Origin of the sequence: Endozoicomonas sp. GU-1 (assembly GCF_027366395.1) — a bacterium.
Classification (GTDB): domain Bacteria; phylum Pseudomonadota; class Gammaproteobacteria; order Pseudomonadales; family Endozoicomonadaceae; genus Endozoicomonas.
The window spans coordinates 2,210,205-2,228,625 of record NZ_CP114771.1 but is presented as its reverse complement, the minus strand read 5'-3'; the positions used below and the strand labels follow the sequence as shown (position 1 = coordinate 2,228,625).

Here is an 18,421-nt window from a genome sequence, read left to right as displayed (position 1 = left end):
AATAAAAAAAGCAATTAGTTGCAAGCAGTCAAACAAAAGTCTCAGGTTAATCTTTTGTTTCCCATAACTGGAGTGTTATTCAGGGGGCTTTAAAGGAAATCCATGAGTTCCGGATTTTTTTCGACCATGAAAAGCACCAGTTCAGGCTCTTGATCAAGATTAAACTGGCTACGCAGGACACTGATGAATTGCTTTCGATAAAGAGGGCAGGCGATGGCAAAATGGATAAACAGCTCCTTCAAAATCCTGACTGCCAACAAAGGTTGCTAATCCCCTCAGCCATGGTGTTTGTTGCTGGCGAGACAACCCGATGGTCATAAGTAGTTAACCAAATGAAATCATATATTTCTGACTAAGTTGTCAGTCACTCTGCGGCGTTGCAACTCCGGTCACATAGCTACGGCTATGCTCCCTACGTTGCGCCTTGCATAGCAACTGCCCACTTAGCCAGAAATATACGATTCCATGCCGGAAAATCTGCATTTAAACTGGCAGTCGGGTTATCGGAGTAGACAACATTGCGCGTCTGTATTGATGTTTGTCCGAGGGCTTGATGACCTTGTTGTAACAAGCCAGGTGTTTTGCCAGAGGCAGTTTTCGGCGATGGCAAAGGCTGGTCAAAACTGGCATTGCACCCCGGGGCTGCCGGAGCGGGTGACATTGGTTGCATAATTACGCTCTGTTGAAAAGCTGGCTTAATGACTGTTGTTCTTTGGCAATTGATAAAGGCTGGCGAAACCCATGGATGAAACTACGCCATGTAAATAGTGGAAAATGGGAGTTGGACATAAGGTTATGGGTAAAGTTCGCTGTCAGCAGCTTGATTGCTCCACCCCCGGATTGTTGCGATGCAGCCGGTCCAGATTTTTTTGTGCAGGGATGTGCCCCTGCCTGGCGGCCTTCTCCAGCCAGGTCAGGGCCACGGTGTAGTTCTGCTCCGTCCCCAGACCTTTCAGGTGCATATAGGCCAGCTGATATTGTGCAGCGGCAACGCCCTGGTCGGCAGACTTGCAAAACCAGAACAGCGCTTCGGCGTAGTTCTGCTCCACCCCCAGACCCATCAGGTACAAATAGCCCAGGTTGTTTTGTGCAGCGGCATGTTCCTGATCAGCAGACTTGCGGTACCAGGCCATGGCCTCGGCATAGCTCTGCTCCACCCCCAGACCGTATTGGTGCATCCAACCCAGATTGTGTTGTGCACCGGCGTCGCCCTGGTCGGCGGCCTTGCGGGACCAGATCAGGGCTTCGGCATAATTCTGCTCTGTTCCCAGCCCCTTCAGAAACATCCGGCCCAGCTGATACTGTGCAGCGGCGTTTCCCTGGTCGGCAGACTTGCGGAACCAGATCAAGGCCTCGACGTCGTTCTGTTCCGTCCCCAGACCGTTCTGGAGCATACAGCCCAGCAGATATTGTGCATCGGCGTGTCCCTGATCGGCAGCCTTGCCGAGCCAGGTCAGGGCTTTGGCGCAGTTCTGCTCCGTCCCCAGCCCATTAAAGTGCATCCAGGCGAGCTGATATTGCGATGCGGTGTCTCCCTGGTTGGCAGCCTTGTCGTACCAGGTCAGGGCTTCGGTGTGGTTCTGCTCCGTCCCCAGACCCAGACAATACAGTCTGGCCAGGTTGCCTTGTGCGGCAGCGAGTCCCTGGTCAGCGGCCTTGCGGAACCAGATCAGAGCCTCACCGTAGTTTTGCTCCACCCCCAGCCCCTTAAAGTACATCCAGCCCAGGATGTTTTGCGTGATGGCGTCTCCCTTCTTGGCGGCCTTGCGGAACCAGATAAAGGCCTCGATGCAGTTTTGCTCCGTCTCCCGAGGTAACTCCCCGATGATCCAGCTCAGATTGTTGTGTGCGACGGCACTCCCCTGTTTGAGACTCTTACAAAACCAGGTCAGGGCTTCGGCATAGTTCTTTCTTACCCCCAGGCCCTTTGCATACATCCAGCCCAGGTTGTTTTGCGCGGAACTGTATCCCTGGCAGGCGGCCTTCTGGAACCAGGTGAAAGCCCTGGCGTGGTTCTGCTCCACTCCCAGGCCTTTTAAGTACATAGAGCCCAGGTTGTTTTGTGCGTCGGGGTCCCCACGCTTGGCGGCCTTGTGGAACCAGTTCACGGCCTCGGCGTAGTTCTGCTCAACCCAAAGACCATCCAGATACATCAAGCCCAGGTTGTTTTGTGATTTGGCATTCCCGCGGTCGGCGGCCTTGTAGAACCAGGTCAGGGCCTCGGCGTGGTTCTGCTCCACCCCCAGACCGTACAGGTACATCAAGCCCAGGTTGTTTTGCGCTACTTTATTGTTGGTGGTCAATCCCGCTCTGATCAGCAGTGCCGGTATTTCCCAACGTTGTTGCTTTAACGACAGGGTTAGCGGGTTTTTCCTATCCAGGAACGAGCGCTGACCGGGGTTGAATCCGGTTGCCAGAATATCCTCTACATCCCTGATCCGGTTACCCTCAATTGCCTTGAACAGCTCCTTCCGCAGATTTACGGGCCAGGTCATTGAGGGAGTACTGCCAGTTATCAAGCGGCGGTCAATTGGACACCGTGGGTTTATTTTCACCCAGTCGCTTATACATGCGTGGTGGTATTCGTGAGTGCACGGCTGTAGCCTTACGACCGTAGTCGTGTCTTTGATTCGGATCTTCCGGGCCAGGGCCGCTGCAGTTCGAGAGTACCTTGTACCAGGACTTTCCTTGATTTCATCCCAGCAGATTGCACAAGATTGGCTGACACTGTTCATAACCTGTCAGACTTGTCTATCAACCAGAAGTTCCGTGAAAAAGTTCCATACGAAAGAGTGCCGAAATTATTTCCAGATATATTTCATGAGTAGCCAGCAGGACTACCGGTCTTTAAACTTCATCGCCACCGAGTTGATACAATATCGCAGACCGGTAGGTTCCGGCCCGTCCGGAAATACGTGGCCCAGGTGAGCACCGCAATTAGAACAAAGGACTTCAGTGCGCTCCATGCCAAGGCTGTTGTCTTCCTGCATGGTGATCGCATCGCTGTCGATGGTTTGGTAGAAACTGGGCCAACCACACCCGGCATCAAATTTCACCGATGAGTCAAACAGCTCTTGCTGGCAGCAGACACAGTGAAAAACACCATCTTTCTCAAAGAAGTTATATTCGCCGGTAAAAGGCTGCTCAGTCCCCTTTTCACGGCACACATAGTACTGTTCATCGGTAAGCGTTGCCCGCCACTGTTCATCTGATTTTTTTTCGGTCATCAAATACTGCCCTCTTATTCCACTTTCATCAGCCAACAGAGACTTTCCTGAGCCTCCTGGGAGACTGTCCGAGAATAGCGCCGATAAGGATAACCGCCCGGTTAAAAACTATCTACACTAGTGCAACTCTTGCAAGATCAATTCATAATGCCACACGGCAAGCCCAAAGAACCTGAAACCATCGGTAAGACATCCATGAAGGATATTGAAAAATCCACCAAACTCGACAATGTCTGTTACGACATTTCGCGGCCCCGTTCTTCGTGAAGCCAGGCGGCTGGAAGAAGAGGGACATCGTGTCATTAAATTGAACACGGGCAATCCCGCGGCGTTTGGCTTTGATGCCCCCGATGAAATCACCCAGGATGTGATCCGTAATTTGCCGTTGTCGCAGGGCTACTGTGATTCCAAAGGCCTGTTTTCAGCCCGCAAGGCCATTATGCAGTACTGTCAACAGAAGAACTTCCCGCCCATTTCTGTTGAAGACATTATTATCGGTAACGGTGTCAGTGAGCTGGTGGTGATGACCATGCAGGCATTGCTGAACAATGGCGATGAGATGCTGATCCCGGCTCCGGACTACCCCTTGTGGACTGCCGCTGTGCATCTGTCCGGTGGTCGTGCCGTTCATTATCGTAAGGATGAACAGTCAGACTGGTGTCCGGATATTGATGATATTCGCAGTAAAATTACCGCCAAAACCCGGGGGATTGTGGTTATCAATCCAAACAACCCGACTGGTGCGGTTTATCCGGACGACCTTCTGAAAGAGATCGTACAGCTGGCCAGAGAGCACGATCTGATCATCTTCGCTGACGAAATATACGATAAAATCCTCTATGACGGGGTTGAGCACACGGCCCTGGCCTCGCTGGCAGACGACGTGCTTTGTATCAGTTTTAACGGCCTGTCCAAATCTTACCGGGTTGCCGGCTTTCGGGCGGGCTGGCTGGTGGTGTCCGGCCCGAAGCAAAATGCCAGAAGCTACCTTGAAGGCTTGGAAATGCTGGCCTCAATGCGCCTCTGTGCCAACGTACCTGCACAACACGCCATTCAGACCGCATTGGGTGGTTACCAGAGTATTAATGACCTGATATTGCCCGGCGGCAGACTGCTTGAGCAGCGTAACCGGGCCTGGGAAATGCTGGACCAGATCCCGGGTGTCAGCTGTACCAAGCCCAAAGGTGCCCTCTACCTGTTCCCCAGGCTCGACCCTGAACATCACAAGATCCATGATGATGAACAACTGGTACTGGATTTTCTCCTTCAGGAAAAAGTACTGCTGGTCCAGGGCACAGCCTTCAACTGGCCTGAGCCTGACCATCTGCGCATCATTTCGCTCCCCAGGACAGAAGACCTGGAAACCGTAATGACCAAACTTGAACGGTTCCTCAGTCGGTACCGGCAGTAATTAACACCGTTAACCCCCGGCTATGCCGGGGTGGCTCCCATAGATTCTACCGCCCTGGTATTTCTGCAAAATTTTCAGTATCAACCGTTGGTTTGGATGAAGAAGTTATCCGGGCATTCGAGACAGGGAAAAGAATGATGGGTTTGTGATGGGATTGAACTTTTATTCTTTATTCTTGTCTATGAAATATAACACCAGTGTTCTACTTAACATCGGAGCATGTCAGGGAAGAGAAAAAAGTAATTAAAATGGGATTTTCATTATGGATAAATTGCCTTCAAACAGATTGAATACAGTATCCTCTGTGAATCCACCCCATAATAAATGCAAAAAAAACGGGGCATCATCAAGTAAAACCGGGAAATTAGGCAGACGGCAAGTTCAGTCGACAACACCTGAGCAGACAGCATCTGACCAGACAGCACCTGACCAAAAGCAGCAGCTTATTTTGAAAAGCATGATTGCTGAAGTGGTTGCACTGAGTAACTTCCTGAAACAAAATTTTCGCACATATAATCCAGACGCTTCACCGGAGCAGGGTGAGTTACCGTACCATATTGACACGGAACAACTGTCAAAACGTATTAACAAGTGTAACGATTTGCACCAGGAGTGCGTCAAGGCAATGACGACTTGTACAAATCCGGCAACTGCTGAACGCCTGATGAAAGCATCAGATTTTTATAAGAAATTCCAGGGAAGATTTTATAAAAAAGTAAATGAAATTACTAATGATATATCCCGTCAGATTGCTAAAGAATTGTACAGTGTGTCGAAGGATAGCGATGATGATGACGAAACAGTCAGCAATAATTCGACTGATGATAATGTCAAAAATTTACTGGAGCTGGTCGATCAGGGAGATAAGACCGAAACTGCCCTTATTATGGAAAGAACTCATCAATGTTTTTTGTCTTTTGTTGATCCGGCAGCGAAGTCACTGAAAAAAAAAGAACAATCCGAAAAGAATCTATTCTCAAAATGGTGTGAGTTATTTGCCAGGTCGCTATCAAAGATTCTCGACCAGGACCAGGAACTTGATTCAGATGTGTTGTTCACAGTAAAGACAATCATGGCAGTGTTTGGTAAAGCCACTGCTGGCCAGGATAATTCAATGCATTTACTGGCAGTCCTTAATCAGCTTAACAAGAAAGGTCTCCTTGATCCAAAAACGTCGTTTACTGGTAAAGAGATATTTGCTGGTCATGTCATTAAAGCATGTATCGCGCAGTTGGACCATCTGAACAAACTCATTGATTCAAAGGCAAAGGATGGCGAACCGCACCAAATGGAATTGCGCATAAAAGACAAGTTTGTGAACCAGTTGAATGCGCTCCGACCTTATTTTCCTGAGGGCGACCTGTATATTGAGTTTATCCTCACACTGGTCGTTGATCAGGTTGACCATAACTGGTTTGCGCTGTTGTACGCCCTGGCCCATTGTCCGTCCGAAGCGTTATCGGATCAACGGCGTGAAAGACTTTCACAACGGCTGGCGCAATATCATCCCCAGGCCCAAATGATGCTGGATGCCCTGCTCACAGGCAACCATGGGCAGATACCCGAAGTCACAGACCCTGACTACTACCCGGTGCTGTGGCTCAAGGCATTTATCCTGAACAAACAGGGTGAACACCATCGTGCCTATGAAGCCATTATCCAGGCGGAGAGCGGTTGTCGGCGGATGCCCGGGCAGAAGCAGCCTGATGTCCGCCTGCAACTGGAAATACTGCGCATAAAGCTGCGCAGTCAGCCGCTGGATACAGAACATGCCGGGTTAAGCTTTGAACAGCTGAAGACCATGAAAGCACAGGCCGACAATCTGATTAGTCATCCCCAGGCCTTCTGGACGCAGCACGAGCATACCTTGCTTCAGCAACTACGGGGGGAGTTGGCAGCACTGTTGTCGCAGTATGCGCCAACTGTGACTGAGTCGGTGACACCGGCAAGCACCGGAATCGTCGAAGACCCTCCCGAAGAGCCGGATACTCTCAACACAGAGGCAGATGTTGTCATGCCAGCACTGCCCCAGAGCCGGAAAACCCTGGTAAAGGAACTGTGCAAAAAACTGAAGGCCGGGATCAGAATCTGGCAGGGCCGTAACCGACCAGAACCGCTGCTACCGGATGACTCATACCAGGTGATGGGGCCTTATGGAAAAACGCTGTCAGCAACGGAAACCATGCGCAAAGATCACTGGAACTGTGGCATTCGGCAATTGCTCACGGAGGTCAATGCCCACCGGGCCCATGGTGATATCATCAGCGAGCTGTCCTGCTACCAGAGAGTCCTTGCCGATCCGACCCGAAAGGGTACCATTGGCATTTATCGCCTGACACTGGAGTTGTCCTGGACCATTATGCGCTATGTTAACGGTGAGTACGGGGCAGTTGGCCTGACGGACAGAGAAAAAGGCGAGTTGCTGGATATATCCTGGCAATCTCTGAAGCAATCCGTCTGCCTTGCCATGCGCAGGAACAGCCCATTGCCTGAGCAGGTATCGGACCAGGAACTGGTCGAAACCGTCGTCCAATGGTTGCAGCTTCTGAAAGATCCCGAGGCAAAAAAAGAGATGGAATTTTTTATGCGCTGCGCCCTGGGCAGTACGGCCGGGCATATCCATGGCTTTCTGGCCGAAATATTTCCGAGGCAGAAGCAACACTCAGACAGCGCCCGATTTTTCTTTGAAGCGAAGACCCGGCTTCAGCCGGACTATCAAAAACCGGTTTCTGAAGCAGGCCAGGATAGCCGCCATGACCTGATGCGAAAAAATCAGCAGCAGCGCTGGAGCCAAGGACGTTAATAACGCTGTTGCCAGCAAAAAAAGGTGTAACCGGCAATTGTCAAGAGCCTTGAATCTCGCACAAACAACAGGCAGAGATTTACTCTATAATTTCCCCGGATTATGACGCAGTAAATATAAAATTCACAGGACTCATTGCTCGTGAAAGGCACAACTGAAACCAGTAAGAAGCTTGCACAGCTTGCGTGTATCACCTGCCGTGGCACTAAATTTGAGACGGACACATTAACCAAAGTTGGGGCATACTTAGGATTGAAGGTTGGCGTAGGGACTTTTGTTTTAGAAAGAAATACCGTTTACATCGCGAAACAGATGGCGAAAGCAACCGGCCAACCATTCATCCGATCCATGTCGACGAGAGCCCCTGTTGTCATACCCGCAGTAGTAGTGGTCGGAGCAGCTTTGGGAAGGATGGCTCAGACCTTCGAAGACATTACCGGGAAGACGACTGTATCTGATTATGTAATTGCGAATTATGTTAATGGAAAAGCTGCTGTTGACTTGGACATTAACCTCTGAAAGTGTCAGCGTTTTTATGGATGATCTATGAACGACATACACATTGACGAATTTTACCAGGACTGCGTAAAAACGCTGGTTCAGCTTTATAATAGCTTCCCCCGCCTGACAACACTTTACGTTGACGATCTGATTACCAACGCCGGCACCGACGAGTACGGCATACCTAACCGGCGCCACAAAGCCTGTTTTGATGCTATGCTCTGGCTGGCTTCAGAAGGCTATATTCGTTATCAGGATACGATCCGGCAAGACGCGCTGGATCAGGTGGTACTCACGGAAAAAAGCTTTTTACGCTTAAGTCTGCCCACCACTGCCCCGGATAATCCGGATAATAAAAAGAACGACCTGCCGCCGTCTGTTGCCCGGAAACAGGCGACAATGGCTTGGCATTGCCGACAGGCCCTTAACAATAAAGGCAGTGAAGCGATTGCCAGGGCTGCGCTGCAATTTTTTACTGAACAGTGAGCAGAATGGGGGCCCTTTTTCTGTCAGTACCATGTAAAAATAAAGCGCATTTTATAGACGCTCTTGAAAGGATAAATAGTCGCCTTTATATAAGTAGCTAACCATATGAAATCATATATTTCTGACTCCTTGTTCAGGCACTCTCGGCAACTGCTCCTGCGTTGCTCTAGCTCCTGCATCCATGCAGTCGTGCTTCGTTACAACTCCGGTCACATAGCTACGGCTATGCTCCCTCCGTTGTGCCTCGCATAGCACCTGCCCAAGTAGCCAGAAATATATGATTCCATATGGCCAGCTACTTTGCTGTTTAATGACAATGATGACGATGAGGTCACCTTAACTCATGAAGAGAATCCTGTTGTTTCTGGCCACAAACATGGCAGTCCTGTTGCTGGCCAGTATCACACTGAATATTCTCGGCGTCGGCAGTTATCTGAGCCACCAGGGGCTGAATATGGGTTCCCTGCTGGTATTCTGTGCCGTATTCGGTTTTGCCGGCTCTTTTGTCTCCCTGCTACTCTCCAAAACCATGGCCAAAATGAGCACAGGGACGCAGATTATTGAACAACCGCAAACAGCCCGGGAGCAGTGGCTGGTTGAGACGGTCAGGGAACTCTTCTGAAAAGGCCGGCATCGGCATGCCGGAAGTGGGTATCTTCCCTTCCCCGGAAGCCAATGCCTTTGCCACCGGATGGAACAAAAATGCCGCGCTGGTTGCGGTTAGTGAAGGGCTGCTGGACCGCTTCAGCCCGAATGAAGCCCGTGCAGTTATTGGTCACGAAATTGGTCACGTTGCCAACGGCGATATGGTTACCCTGAGCTTGATCCAGGGGGTTGTGAACACCTTTGTCATGTTCTTTGCCCGGATTATCGGTTATGCCGTTGATTCCTTCCTGCGTCGTGATGATGAAGACGAAGGTGGCGTCGGTATGGGCTTCTACATAACCAGCTTTATCGCCGAGATTATTCTTGGTTTTCTGGCCAGTGCCATCGTTATGTGGTTCTCCCGTCTGCGGGAATTCAGGGCAGACGAAGCTGGTGCCGAACTGGCCAGCCGCAGAGATATGATTGCCGCACTGGAACGCCTGCGTGCCGAGTATGAAGCGCCGAGTGCCATGCCTACGACCATGACTGCCTTTGGTATCCGCAGCGGTGATCGCAGTGGACTGGCGGCCCTGTTTACCAGTCACCCGCCGTTAGACCAGCGCATTGAAGCGCTACGCGCTCACCATTAAGTTCCCCCTTAAGGCCGGTAATCCCCGGCCTTTTTTTAACCACTCAGTGCACAACAAAAAAAGGTTTTCCGTCGAACCGTTTGTGATCTTTAAATGTCAACCAGCGCCGGACAGATGAAAAGACAGGACTGAGAAAAACCGCTCCGGTCTATCAACAGCTGCTATTGACTGTTTATAATGGGGTTTTTCGTTAGAACCTTTCGATATGCAACTTTTGTCGCCAGAGCCAGTCTGGATCAATAACAATCAGTCACTTGAAGACTATTGCCAGCGATGGTCCGGGCTTGATGCCATCGCTCTGGATACTGAGTTTATTCGTACCGACACTTTCTACCCACAGCCAGGGCTGATTCAGGTGGGCACAGGCGCGGATGTTTTTCTGATCGATCCGCTGGCCATTGATCAGTGGCAACCACTGGCCAGATTGTTTGACGACAACTCGGTGGTTAAAGTCCTTCACGCCTGCAGTGAAGACTTGGAAGTGTTCAAGCTGTTAACCGATACCGTTCCCAGACCACTGTTTGATACCCAGCTGGCTGCAGCGTTTGCTAACCTGGGATTTTCCCTTGGTTATCAGGCCCTGCTCAGGCAAGTATTGAACATTGATCTGCCCAAGGATGAGACAAGGTCTGACTGGTGCCAGCGACCATTGACGGATGCCCAGATTCGCTATGCCAGCCTGGATGTTGCCCATTTACTGGAGATTTATCAGCACCTGGAGCAGCTGTTGGTGCCAACGCCGAAAAAGGCCTGGCTGGAGGATGAGTGCCTGGCCATGACGTTGAATGTGCTGCCTTTTGACCCGGAAAATGCCTGGAAAGAGGTAAAACGGGGCTGGCAGCTGCGCCCCCAGCAATTGGCTGTACTAAAGGCACTCTGCCACTTTCGGGAAGTTGCCTCCCGCAGTCTGGATGTTCCTCGCAACCGGGTTATCCCCAAAGGCAGCCTCTGGCCACTGGCGAGGTTTCAGCCTAAAGCCATGAATGCCCTGCGGGAAATACCGGAAATGCGTGCCAGTATTATCCGCAACCATGGCGAGCAGATAGTGGATATTATCAGATCGGCCAGTCAGGTTCCGGAAGCACAAAGGCCTGAAAAGCTGCCTCTGCCACTGCCAAAAAATGTCAGGGATTGGGGTAAGCAGATCAAAACACTGATGTCGCAACTGGCTGTTGAATTGCAGTTGCCTATGGAGCTGCTGATGCCGGGCAAACTAACCACGCCACTGCTGCGCAGCTGGCTGGATCATGGCCGTTTTATGCTCCCGGATACCCTCACGGGCTGGCGTCGTGATATCATCGGCACCCCGCTGATTCAGCAGCTCAATCAATTAAGTCAACAGGAAAAAGGCCATTGAATGAAGTCTCTGGTGACCATCTATAAAAGCCCGAAAAGGGAAGGGATGTACCTGTACCTGAACAAGGGAGCCATATTGGAAAAGACCCTGCCAGAGGCATTATTGCAAGCCTTTGGCAAACCTGTGCATGTTTTTGACCTGTTGCTGACGCCGGAGAAAAAGCTGGCGCGAGTAGAGACTGCCAGTGTCCTTAAGGGGATTTGGGATCATGGCTTCTATTTGCAAATGCCCCCCAAAGAGCAGGATGATTACCTGATCAAACTGCCCGATGAGTTTCTTTCATTTAACGACCCGACATGACCGCAAAACCTTTCTGGGAAACCAAAACCCTGGCAGAAATGACCGCCGATGAGTGGGAAAGCCTCTGTGATCGCTGTGGTCGCTGCTGCCTGCACAAACTGGAAGATGAAGATACGGATACGGTTTATTACACGTCAGTAGCCTGCAAACTGCTGGACACCGGCAGCTGCCAATGCCAAAACTACCCGAACCGTAAAGACATCGTGCCGGAATGTACGGTACTGACGCTGAAAGATGTTGAGCTGTTCCACTGGCTGCCTGAAACCTGCGCTTATCGGCTGATCAGCGAAAAGAAACCGCTGTTTGACTGGCATCCACTGGTATCCGGCTCCTGTGAATCTATCCATCAGGCCGGAATCTCGGTAAAAGGATGGGTACACTCAGAAAATGATATTGCAGAAGATGATCTTGAGGACTATATCATTCCCCACAACATGATTGGCTGAAGAATCAACAGCATTTAATACGACCTTCATCCAGCATCCATACAATGACTCAGTCCGGTAACCTCCCTGAAATTTTGATCAAATGACAGGATGTTATTTATGTTTTGCTCAGTTAGCCATGCTCAAACAACAGCAATAATGACCTCACCGGCATTTAGCTCAGTACGTGCCCGGTGTGGCACTGTTGCCACCGTGTCAGGCCGTTGTATCAGCATGGTTGATGAGCCGAAAAGGCAGAGTTTTGAAAACGCCAGCCCTGGCACAGAACATTCACTGAAAAACTGTGGGCTTGCAGCCAGACAGGTAGAAGGCAAGTCTGCACAGCCACCGCTTATGCTTGCTATTGAGGTGGCAGATGACACCTTGTCAGCATCATGTTGTCGTAAAGATAACAGCGAATCCACGTTAGGCCAGGAAGGTGATACTCTGGGGCATAGAGAGCCCTCAGCTTATAGAGAGCCCTCAGCTTATAGAGAGCCCCCCGTGTATGGGAAGCCTTCAGCACTGCAAAAGCCCGGTAAAAAAAACGATTGTTGTATTATTGACATCGAAGGCAGCACCAATAAATCACCGCTCCTGCTTGCAGAAGAGAACGCAGGCAATACAGCCAACGAAACCATTAGTGCAATTGAAGGTGACTCTGCGCTCATCAGTCAGTTAAATGAGCACGGTTTTGCCAGTGATATTTTTTCTGAAGTCCTGCAAACACTCAATCCCCAAAAAGTATATTCCCGATATGTCGTCCAGCATGATGACACACTGAAAAAGTTTGCCGCCAAAGTATTATGTAACGGGGCGGCAGGCACTATTTCTGCCGATGCACTGGACTATATAAGTCAGGCAAAAGGCGCTGCCGGTATTATCTCTGCCATGGTGGCTATTGGCATCGTTGATGGTCTTTATTCCTGTGGCAAGCATCTGCATGAGCATCGGCAACAGCCTGACAATGTACTGCGAATACTGGGTTATGGTACGTACAAATGCATCAGGCCAGTCATGAACCTGTTACCTGAAACGTTTTGCCAATGTGTCAGAAAAGCCTATATCTATGGGTCTCTTTCCGGTGCCAGTGCAACCCTGCTGGCGGACTTCCTGTCGCACTTATCAAAGTTCGCCATGACAACCTCAGCGGCTTCCTTTATCACTGGGTACGCATGCCCGATACTGTTGCTGGTTCTGACCTCAGCAGGAGGGATGTGCGGAATAATATCCGCTTATGAAAATTATAAAAAAAACACCGCCTGCCAGCTTCTCAGTCCAGCAGGTGCCTGAGCAACGTCAGACTTCATTGAAAACTGGACTTTTTATTGCCCAATCAGGCACTGGTTACCCACTCAGAAACAAAGTCATTAACATCCAATACAGGCACTTTCTTTTTAGCGCCAGCAGGCTTGCCAAGGTAGATAAAACCCATCAGCTGCTCGTTGTCGGCAAGACCCAGCCCTTTTGCCAGTCGTGGGTGGTAACAAAGTTCCCCGGTTCGCCACATTGCCCCGACCCCCTGGGCATGGGCCGCCAGCAGCAGAGAATGAACTGCCGCCGCCAGAGACATCTTCTGTTCAATCTCCGGCACCTTTGGATGCTGCTTAACCGGGCAAATCGCCAGCACCAGCATAGGGGCCCGGAGCGGCATCCCTCTGAAGCGTGCCAAGGCATCCTCTGAAAGATCCGGCTGATCCTCAAGGACTGCTTGCGCCATCAGCTCACCCAGTCCTTCCCGCGCCTGGCCACTGACTTTTAAAAATCGCCAGGGACGAATACGGCCATGGTCAGGGGCTCGCAGGGCCGCCCGGAACATGACATCCAGTTGCTGATCGCTGGGTGCTGGTTCCTCCAGGATGGGGGTCGATACCCTTTCCAGCAAAAGCTCTATACCATTCATCAATAACTCACTCCCACCAATTACAGATTTGAGCGTTCCTGCATGTTAGAATGACCTGCCCACAGCAAATTGCTGACGGTATTATCAGGTCTGGCTATGAACCAATTTTAATGCAATCCAATAAGAATACTGTATCTCCGCCCCAGAGTCGTGCCTCCCGGCTCTCTCCAAGAGTCCTGGCCTATTGGCTCGCCGCCTCGGTGATGGTTTACGGGCTGGCCAACCAGTACCTTCCTTCTGTTTTCCTGGGCGCTGTCGCTTATTTAGCGGTTTTTCCCTGGCTTTCCAACCTGGCGATCAACGGGGTATTTCGCGCCAGCAATCAAAAGACAGTGGACAACAAAAAGCCTCTGGTTACCCTTTTACTGGATTCTTTGAATGTTGGAGCCTTAATCACCCTTGCCGGTTTCCCAATGGTCAGTGGCATGCTGCTGGTGGCGCTGCTGACAGGCTGGGCGATTTACCTTCAAGGGCTGAGGGGGCTGATGATCATCATTCCCCCGGCAGCAGCGGCCATATCTATTCATCACTTTATTGAACCTGATTTCACCATTTCAGCCGGGCAGGATGCAGTGTTTATCAGTCTGCTTGGCATGCTTATTTTCATATCCTACTGTGCCTATGTCCTCAGGCTCAGAGAGCAGCATTTTCAGGCTATTCAGCGCAGTGCCCAGCAACAGCGGCAACGTTACAGCAGGCTTGCCAGCAGTCTGGCCAAATACCTTTCTCCCCAGGTATGGGAATCCATTTTTTCCGGCAAGCGCAATACCAAACTGGAGAGCCAGCGAAAAAAGCTGACGGTCTTCTTTTCCGATATCAAAGGCTTTTCCTTCAGTCTGGATACCAACAGTATTGATGAGTTCGAGCGTAAAAAGATCATTCAGACGTTAGATGAGGCAACACAGAAGTTACTGAAAGATGATCTGTCGAGCCCGGCAAAGCCGGGGAGAAAAACAATTGTCCAGACCCTGGTAAAGTAATTACTCAAGCCATCGGTTCAGTAATGTATCTAACGCTTTTTTATTGAAAGGTTTGGCAATGTGACCATTCATCCCTGCGTCCCGGCATCGTTCTTTGTGCTCTTCCAGTGTGTTTGCTGTTAGTGCGATGATGGGCGTCTGTCTGGTATTCGTCATTTTTCGCAGCTGTTTTGTTGCAGCGTAGCCATCCATCACGGGCATATTGCAGTCCATCAGGATCAGGTCAAACTTTTCAGTGGTGCAAGCTGTGATGCAATCCTGACCGTTGTTGGCAAGGTTTATATTGTACCCCAGCTGTTCAAGCATACCCTCAGTCACCAGCTGGTTGATCGCATTGTCTTCTACTACCAGGATCCTTTTCTTCCTGAAGGCTGGCTGTTGATGGTCCGTTGCATGGGGTGGGTGATTGATGCTTTCTGGTGACCGGTTGCCGGGGCTATTAATACCAATGACTTCTGCGCACTTCTGATAGAGCTTTTGCTGAGTCACCGGCAGTGAGAGCCATAACAGATTATCAGGCATTTCACTGGGCTGTTCATAGCTGATAAAGATCGTTTTACATTGAGGATGGTGTTGAGCCATATTCAGGGCGAGGGATGGTTGATCAGTGATAATGAGCGATTCAGTTGAGTCGCAATCAATGTCCAGACCGCTGTCGTCAGGCTCAACAATACGACAGGGTACATTCCAGTAGCTGAGTAACCGGTGACAGATTTGCTGTGTGGATTCTTCACAGGCCAGTAATATCGGGTGGTTTTCCAGGGAAATGGTGGCTGCACTGGTTATCTGTTCAGGTTTTGTTAAGGGGCAGTTTTATCGAAAAAGTACTGCCCTGTTGTTCCCGGGATATGACACTGATGGATCCATTCATTGCTTTCACCAGCTCTTTGGTCAATGCCAGCCCCATACCGGAGCCCCCGTAGCTGTCATAGATTGCATTGCTGGCCTGGGTAAAAGGGGTGAAAATTGCTTCGAGGGCCTTTTTGGGGATGCCAATCCCGGTATCGGTAATGTTAATGATCACATCAAGACGGTTTTGGCCAAGCGGTTTTGAATCCAGTGATAGTTTGATCTCACCCTGATGGGTGAATTTAATGGCATTACCCAGAAGGTTATTAATGACCTGACTGATGCGGGTAGGATCGCCAAGCAGAGTGGCTGGCAGCGTTGGGTCAATATCACAGGTCAGTGGAATATTTTTTTCATAGGTCTTCTGACTCAACAACACGACCGACTCTTCAATGATTTCACGCAAATTGAAATGAGTATGTTCAATGGCAACTTTACCGGACTCCAGCCTGGCCAGGTCCAGCATGCTATTGAGCAGTCGGACCAGTCGAACACCTGACTGACGAGCCAGATCAAGGCGCTCATATTGTTTGTCGGTCAGTTCTTCATTAATGGTCAGTTCCAGCATGCCTAAAATGCCATTCAGTGGCGTGCGAATCTCATGGCTCAGGTAGGAAAGCTGTTCTCCACGAATTCTGGCTGAACGAAGTGCGGCCTGCCGTGCTTTCTCAAGTTCCGCATTGGCCTTGAACAGCGCGTTATTGTTTTCCTGCAGTTCCTGTGTCCTGTCAGCAATGCGAAGTTCAAGATCATGGCTATGTTGTCTAAGCTTATTTTCGGCAATATTGCGATGATATAGCTGCTTTTCAATATCATCCTGAAACTCATTAAATGCACTGGTCAGTAGCCCTATTTCATCCTTTTGATGGCCTCCGGAGATTGCCAGTGTTTTATGTTTGCTGCCTGTTCGAACCTGTTTTACGTGACGGGCCAGTTTCAAGAGTGGTTGGGTCAGCATCAGATAAAACATGCCCTGCAGAGCCAGCGCCAGCAGCAAGGTCCGGACCAGCCCAAACACCAGGGTGAGTACAGAGCGATCCAGAAACTCCTGACCGGAAGGGCGCGTGTCAGCGGTGATGGTCAGAGTGCCAAGCTCTTCTTCAAGGTCGTAAGGCACTGACAATTGTTGCTGATAAGTTCTTGCGGTGCCAAAGAAGAGGTCGGTAAATTGTCTCTGTTCGTCGGGATTTTTTGCGGTTCCGGCTTTGGCCAGAACCAGGTTGTCGGTGTCAATAATTGCTGCGCTGAGAATTAACGGTGACTCAATGAGTCCATTCACCAGCTCTATGGCCAGCTCTTCATCCAGGTTGTAGGCGATACGTGATGCAGGTGCCTTGCTGATGTCCAGATAAGCCTGAATGGCACTATCGATGCTCTTGTCCTGAGTCTTATAATCGTGAGTTACCTGGAAGACACTGAAAATCAATCCCAGAATAAATGCAACGCTGACTGTGTATTTGACTTGCTTATAAGAGAGTCTGTCCCTGAGCCTCATATTTCTCTGCCTTTCCCGGGCGATAAGTGGCCCATCTAATCGTTAAAATGGCTGTTTTTCAAGAACCATTGAAGAAAAAATAAACAGGGGTTGACTCTTTGGCAGGTGGTGATTAGTATACGCATCCGCTGCAGCAATGCACGAAGGTTTGCGTCCCCTTCGTCTAGTGGCCTAGGACACCGCCCTTTCACGGCGGTAACAGGGGTTCGAGTCCCCTAGGGGACGCCAATTTCCTGCCTGAAACTCCTCTTTTATCTGTCTCATCCTTCGCAAAGTAATCTATTAGCTCATCGTCTTCAACGATATCATCCATGGTCTGATCATCAATTCCAATGATGAGGAATGCACTTCAAAACCAGGGCAAGCTGTGGTCTGTTTGACTATCTTTCCGGTTGCCGAATGAAAAAACGGTCAAGCGGAGAAGAGTGAACAACTCCAGATGGCCAGCCACTTATTATCCGTGTTGCAGGTTCTGCAGATGACTACTCAGCGGCATGAGCTTTTTTCAATTAGCGGTCTGGCCATTGGCCATGCATCAGATCTCGAAAGGTTGACTGGCGTGACGGTGCTGCGCTTTGACCGGGGCGTGACAGCGGGTGTGGATGTGCGCGGTGCCGCTCCCGGAACCAGGGAGACGGAGTTGTTAAGGCCTGAAAACCTGGTGGATTCTGTCCATGCCATTGTGCTTTGCGGTGGCAGTGCGCTGGGTCTGGAAAGTATGAACGGGGTCAGTCGTTACCTGGAGGAGCAGGGCATTGGTTTACCCACAGGCTTCATCAGGATTCCGGTTGTCACCGGTGCGGTGCTATTTGACCAGTCGGTCGGCGATGCCTCTGCCCGGCCCAGTGAGCAAATGGGGTATGAAGCCACCAGGTTGGCCAGTCTCTGCGACATTGAAGAAGGTAATGTTGGTGCCGGTACCGGAGCGTCAATCGGTAAAGTTGCCGGGTTTGACCGGGCGACAAAAAGTGGCATCGGTTGTTACGCCATCAGGCTAAGAGGAGGGTTGGTTGTCGGTGCCGTGGTGGCTGTCAATGCCTGGGGAGATGCTGTTGCCGGTGAGAAGCTTATTGCCGGCACCAGGAGCGAAGATGGACAGCAGTTTGTTTCTGGTATGGATCTCTTAATGAATGACCAGGCCGTTCAAGCACTGCCCGGGGCCAATACCACCATCGGCGTGGTGGTGACTAACGGGAAATTAACCAAAGCCCAGGCTTTAAAGATGGCACAAATGGGGCACGATGGTTTGTCGCGTGCCATTCGCCCTGCACATTCCATGTACGATGGTGATACCATTTTCAGTGCAGCAACCGGCGAAGTGGCTGCTGATGTCAATGTTTTGGGTGTTGTGGGGGCGGAGGCTGTGCAACAGGCGATATATCGTGCCGTTTACGCAGCAACATCAGCGGGTGGCTTACCGGCGATTCACGATATACGGGCAAAATAATC

Annotated in this window: 15 protein-coding genes, 1 tRNA gene and 3 pseudogenes; 12 read left to right on the top strand and 7 right to left on the bottom strand. The window is 50.4% G+C overall.

The genetic code is table 11. The features are described 5' to 3' along the window. Positions 1 to 89 precede the first annotated feature (89 nt). The 4 genes and pseudogenes from O3276_RS09005 to msrB form a co-directional block, all read right to left on the bottom strand. The gene (locus tag O3276_RS09005) at positions 90 to 257 is read right to left on the bottom strand and encodes a hypothetical protein (RefSeq protein ID WP_269675337.1); all 168 of its coding nucleotides are present in this window, start codon (positions 255 to 257) and stop codon (positions 90 to 92) included. 555 nt (positions 258 to 812) lie between these two features. Next, positions 813 to 2,495 (bottom strand): SEL1-like repeat protein, encoded by a 1,683-nt coding sequence (locus tag O3276_RS09000; protein WP_269675336.1) that lies wholly within the window; start codon positions 2,493 to 2,495, stop codon positions 813 to 815. A gap of 39 nt (positions 2,496 to 2,534) precedes the next feature. Continuing rightward, positions 2,535 to 2,735, bottom strand: a pseudogene (locus tag O3276_RS25720) (RING finger domain-containing protein); the annotation flags it as partial. Between the two features lie 102 nt (positions 2,736 to 2,837). Continuing rightward, the gene (gene msrB, locus O3276_RS08995; RefSeq protein WP_269675956.1) at positions 2,838 to 3,227 is read right to left on the bottom strand and encodes a peptide-methionine (R)-S-oxide reductase MsrB; all 390 of its coding nucleotides are present in this window, start codon (positions 3,225 to 3,227) and stop codon (positions 2,838 to 2,840) included. A 195-nt stretch (positions 3,228 to 3,422) separates the two neighbouring features. On the opposite strand from msrB, the pseudogene O3276_RS08990 reads away from it, so the two are divergent. The 9 genes and pseudogenes from O3276_RS08990 (at position 3,423) to O3276_RS08950 (ending at position 13,038) form a co-directional block, all read left to right on the top strand. Then, positions 3,423 to 4,638 (top strand): annotated as a pseudogene (locus O3276_RS08990) (pyridoxal phosphate-dependent aminotransferase). 448 nt (positions 4,639 to 5,086) lie between these two features. Continuing rightward, a complete protein-coding gene (locus O3276_RS08985) occupies positions 5,087 to 7,441 on the top strand; it encodes a hypothetical protein (protein WP_269675335.1) in 2,355 nt (784 codons plus the stop codon). A 141-nt stretch (positions 7,442 to 7,582) separates the two neighbouring features. After that, positions 7,583 to 7,960 (top strand): hypothetical protein, encoded by a 378-nt coding sequence (locus O3276_RS08980; protein WP_269675334.1) that lies wholly within the window; start codon positions 7,583 to 7,585, stop codon positions 7,958 to 7,960. A 27-nt stretch (positions 7,961 to 7,987) separates the two neighbouring features. Further along, positions 7,988 to 8,428, top strand: coding sequence for a hypothetical protein (locus tag O3276_RS08975; RefSeq protein WP_163369714.1), 441 nt, complete (start codon positions 7,988 to 7,990; stop codon positions 8,426 to 8,428). Positions 8,429 to 8,771: 343 nt separating this feature from the next. Further along, positions 8,772 to 9,663: pseudogene (htpX, locus tag O3276_RS08970) on the top strand (protease HtpX). 205 nt (positions 9,664 to 9,868) lie between these two features. Next, entirely contained in the window at positions 9,869 to 11,020 is a 1,152-nt protein-coding gene (rnd, locus tag O3276_RS08965) for a ribonuclease D (RefSeq protein WP_269675333.1), read from the top strand. After that, positions 11,021 to 11,320, top strand: a complete 300-nt coding sequence (locus tag O3276_RS08960; RefSeq protein ID WP_269675332.1) for a YcgL domain-containing protein — start codon at positions 11,021 to 11,023, stop codon at positions 11,318 to 11,320. After that, a complete protein-coding gene (locus O3276_RS08955; RefSeq protein ID WP_269675331.1) occupies positions 11,317 to 11,766 on the top strand; it encodes a YcgN family cysteine cluster protein in 450 nt (149 codons plus the stop codon). The genes O3276_RS08960 and O3276_RS08955 overlap by 4 nt, the downstream gene beginning before the upstream one ends. 99 nt (positions 11,767 to 11,865) lie before the next feature. Next, positions 11,866 to 13,038, top strand: a complete 1,173-nt coding sequence (locus O3276_RS08950; RefSeq protein ID WP_269675330.1) for a hypothetical protein — start codon at positions 11,866 to 11,868, stop codon at positions 13,036 to 13,038. 43 nt (positions 13,039 to 13,081) lie between these two features. Here the strand turns inward: O3276_RS08950 and O3276_RS08945 are convergent, their stop codons facing one another. Next, positions 13,082 to 13,648 carry a nitroreductase family protein gene (locus O3276_RS08945; RefSeq protein ID WP_163369718.1) on the bottom strand — a complete coding sequence of 189 codons (567 nt, stop codon included), beginning with the start codon at positions 13,646 to 13,648 and terminating at the stop codon, positions 13,082 to 13,084. A gap of 110 nt (positions 13,649 to 13,758) precedes the next feature. On the opposite strand from O3276_RS08945, the gene O3276_RS08940 reads away from it, so the two are divergent. Next, positions 13,759 to 14,628, top strand: coding sequence for an MASE2 domain-containing protein (locus O3276_RS08940; RefSeq protein WP_269675329.1), 870 nt, complete (start codon positions 13,759 to 13,761; stop codon positions 14,626 to 14,628). On the opposite strand, the gene O3276_RS08935 is transcribed toward O3276_RS08940, so the two are convergent. Both O3276_RS08935 and O3276_RS08930 read right to left on the bottom strand, forming a co-directional pair. Next, positions 14,629 to 15,150, bottom strand: a complete 522-nt coding sequence (locus O3276_RS08935; protein ID WP_269675328.1) for a response regulator — start codon at positions 15,148 to 15,150, stop codon at positions 14,629 to 14,631. It lies immediately after the preceding gene. A 268-nt stretch (positions 15,151 to 15,418) separates the two neighbouring features. Beyond that, on the bottom strand, positions 15,419 to 16,972 hold the full coding sequence (locus O3276_RS08930; protein WP_269675327.1) for an ATP-binding protein: 1,554 nt from the start codon (positions 16,970 to 16,972) through the stop codon (positions 15,419 to 15,421). A gap of 152 nt (positions 16,973 to 17,124) precedes the next feature. On the opposite strand from O3276_RS08930, the gene O3276_RS08925 reads away from it, so the two are divergent. Both O3276_RS08925 and O3276_RS08920 read left to right on the top strand, forming a co-directional pair. After that, positions 17,125 to 17,200, top strand: a tRNA-Glu gene (locus tag O3276_RS08925). Positions 17,201 to 17,411: 211 nt separating this feature from the next. Further along, positions 17,412 to 18,419 (top strand): P1 family peptidase, encoded by a 1,008-nt coding sequence (locus tag O3276_RS08920; protein WP_269675326.1) that lies wholly within the window; start codon positions 17,412 to 17,414, stop codon positions 18,417 to 18,419. Positions 18,420 to 18,421: the final 2 nt, after the last annotated feature.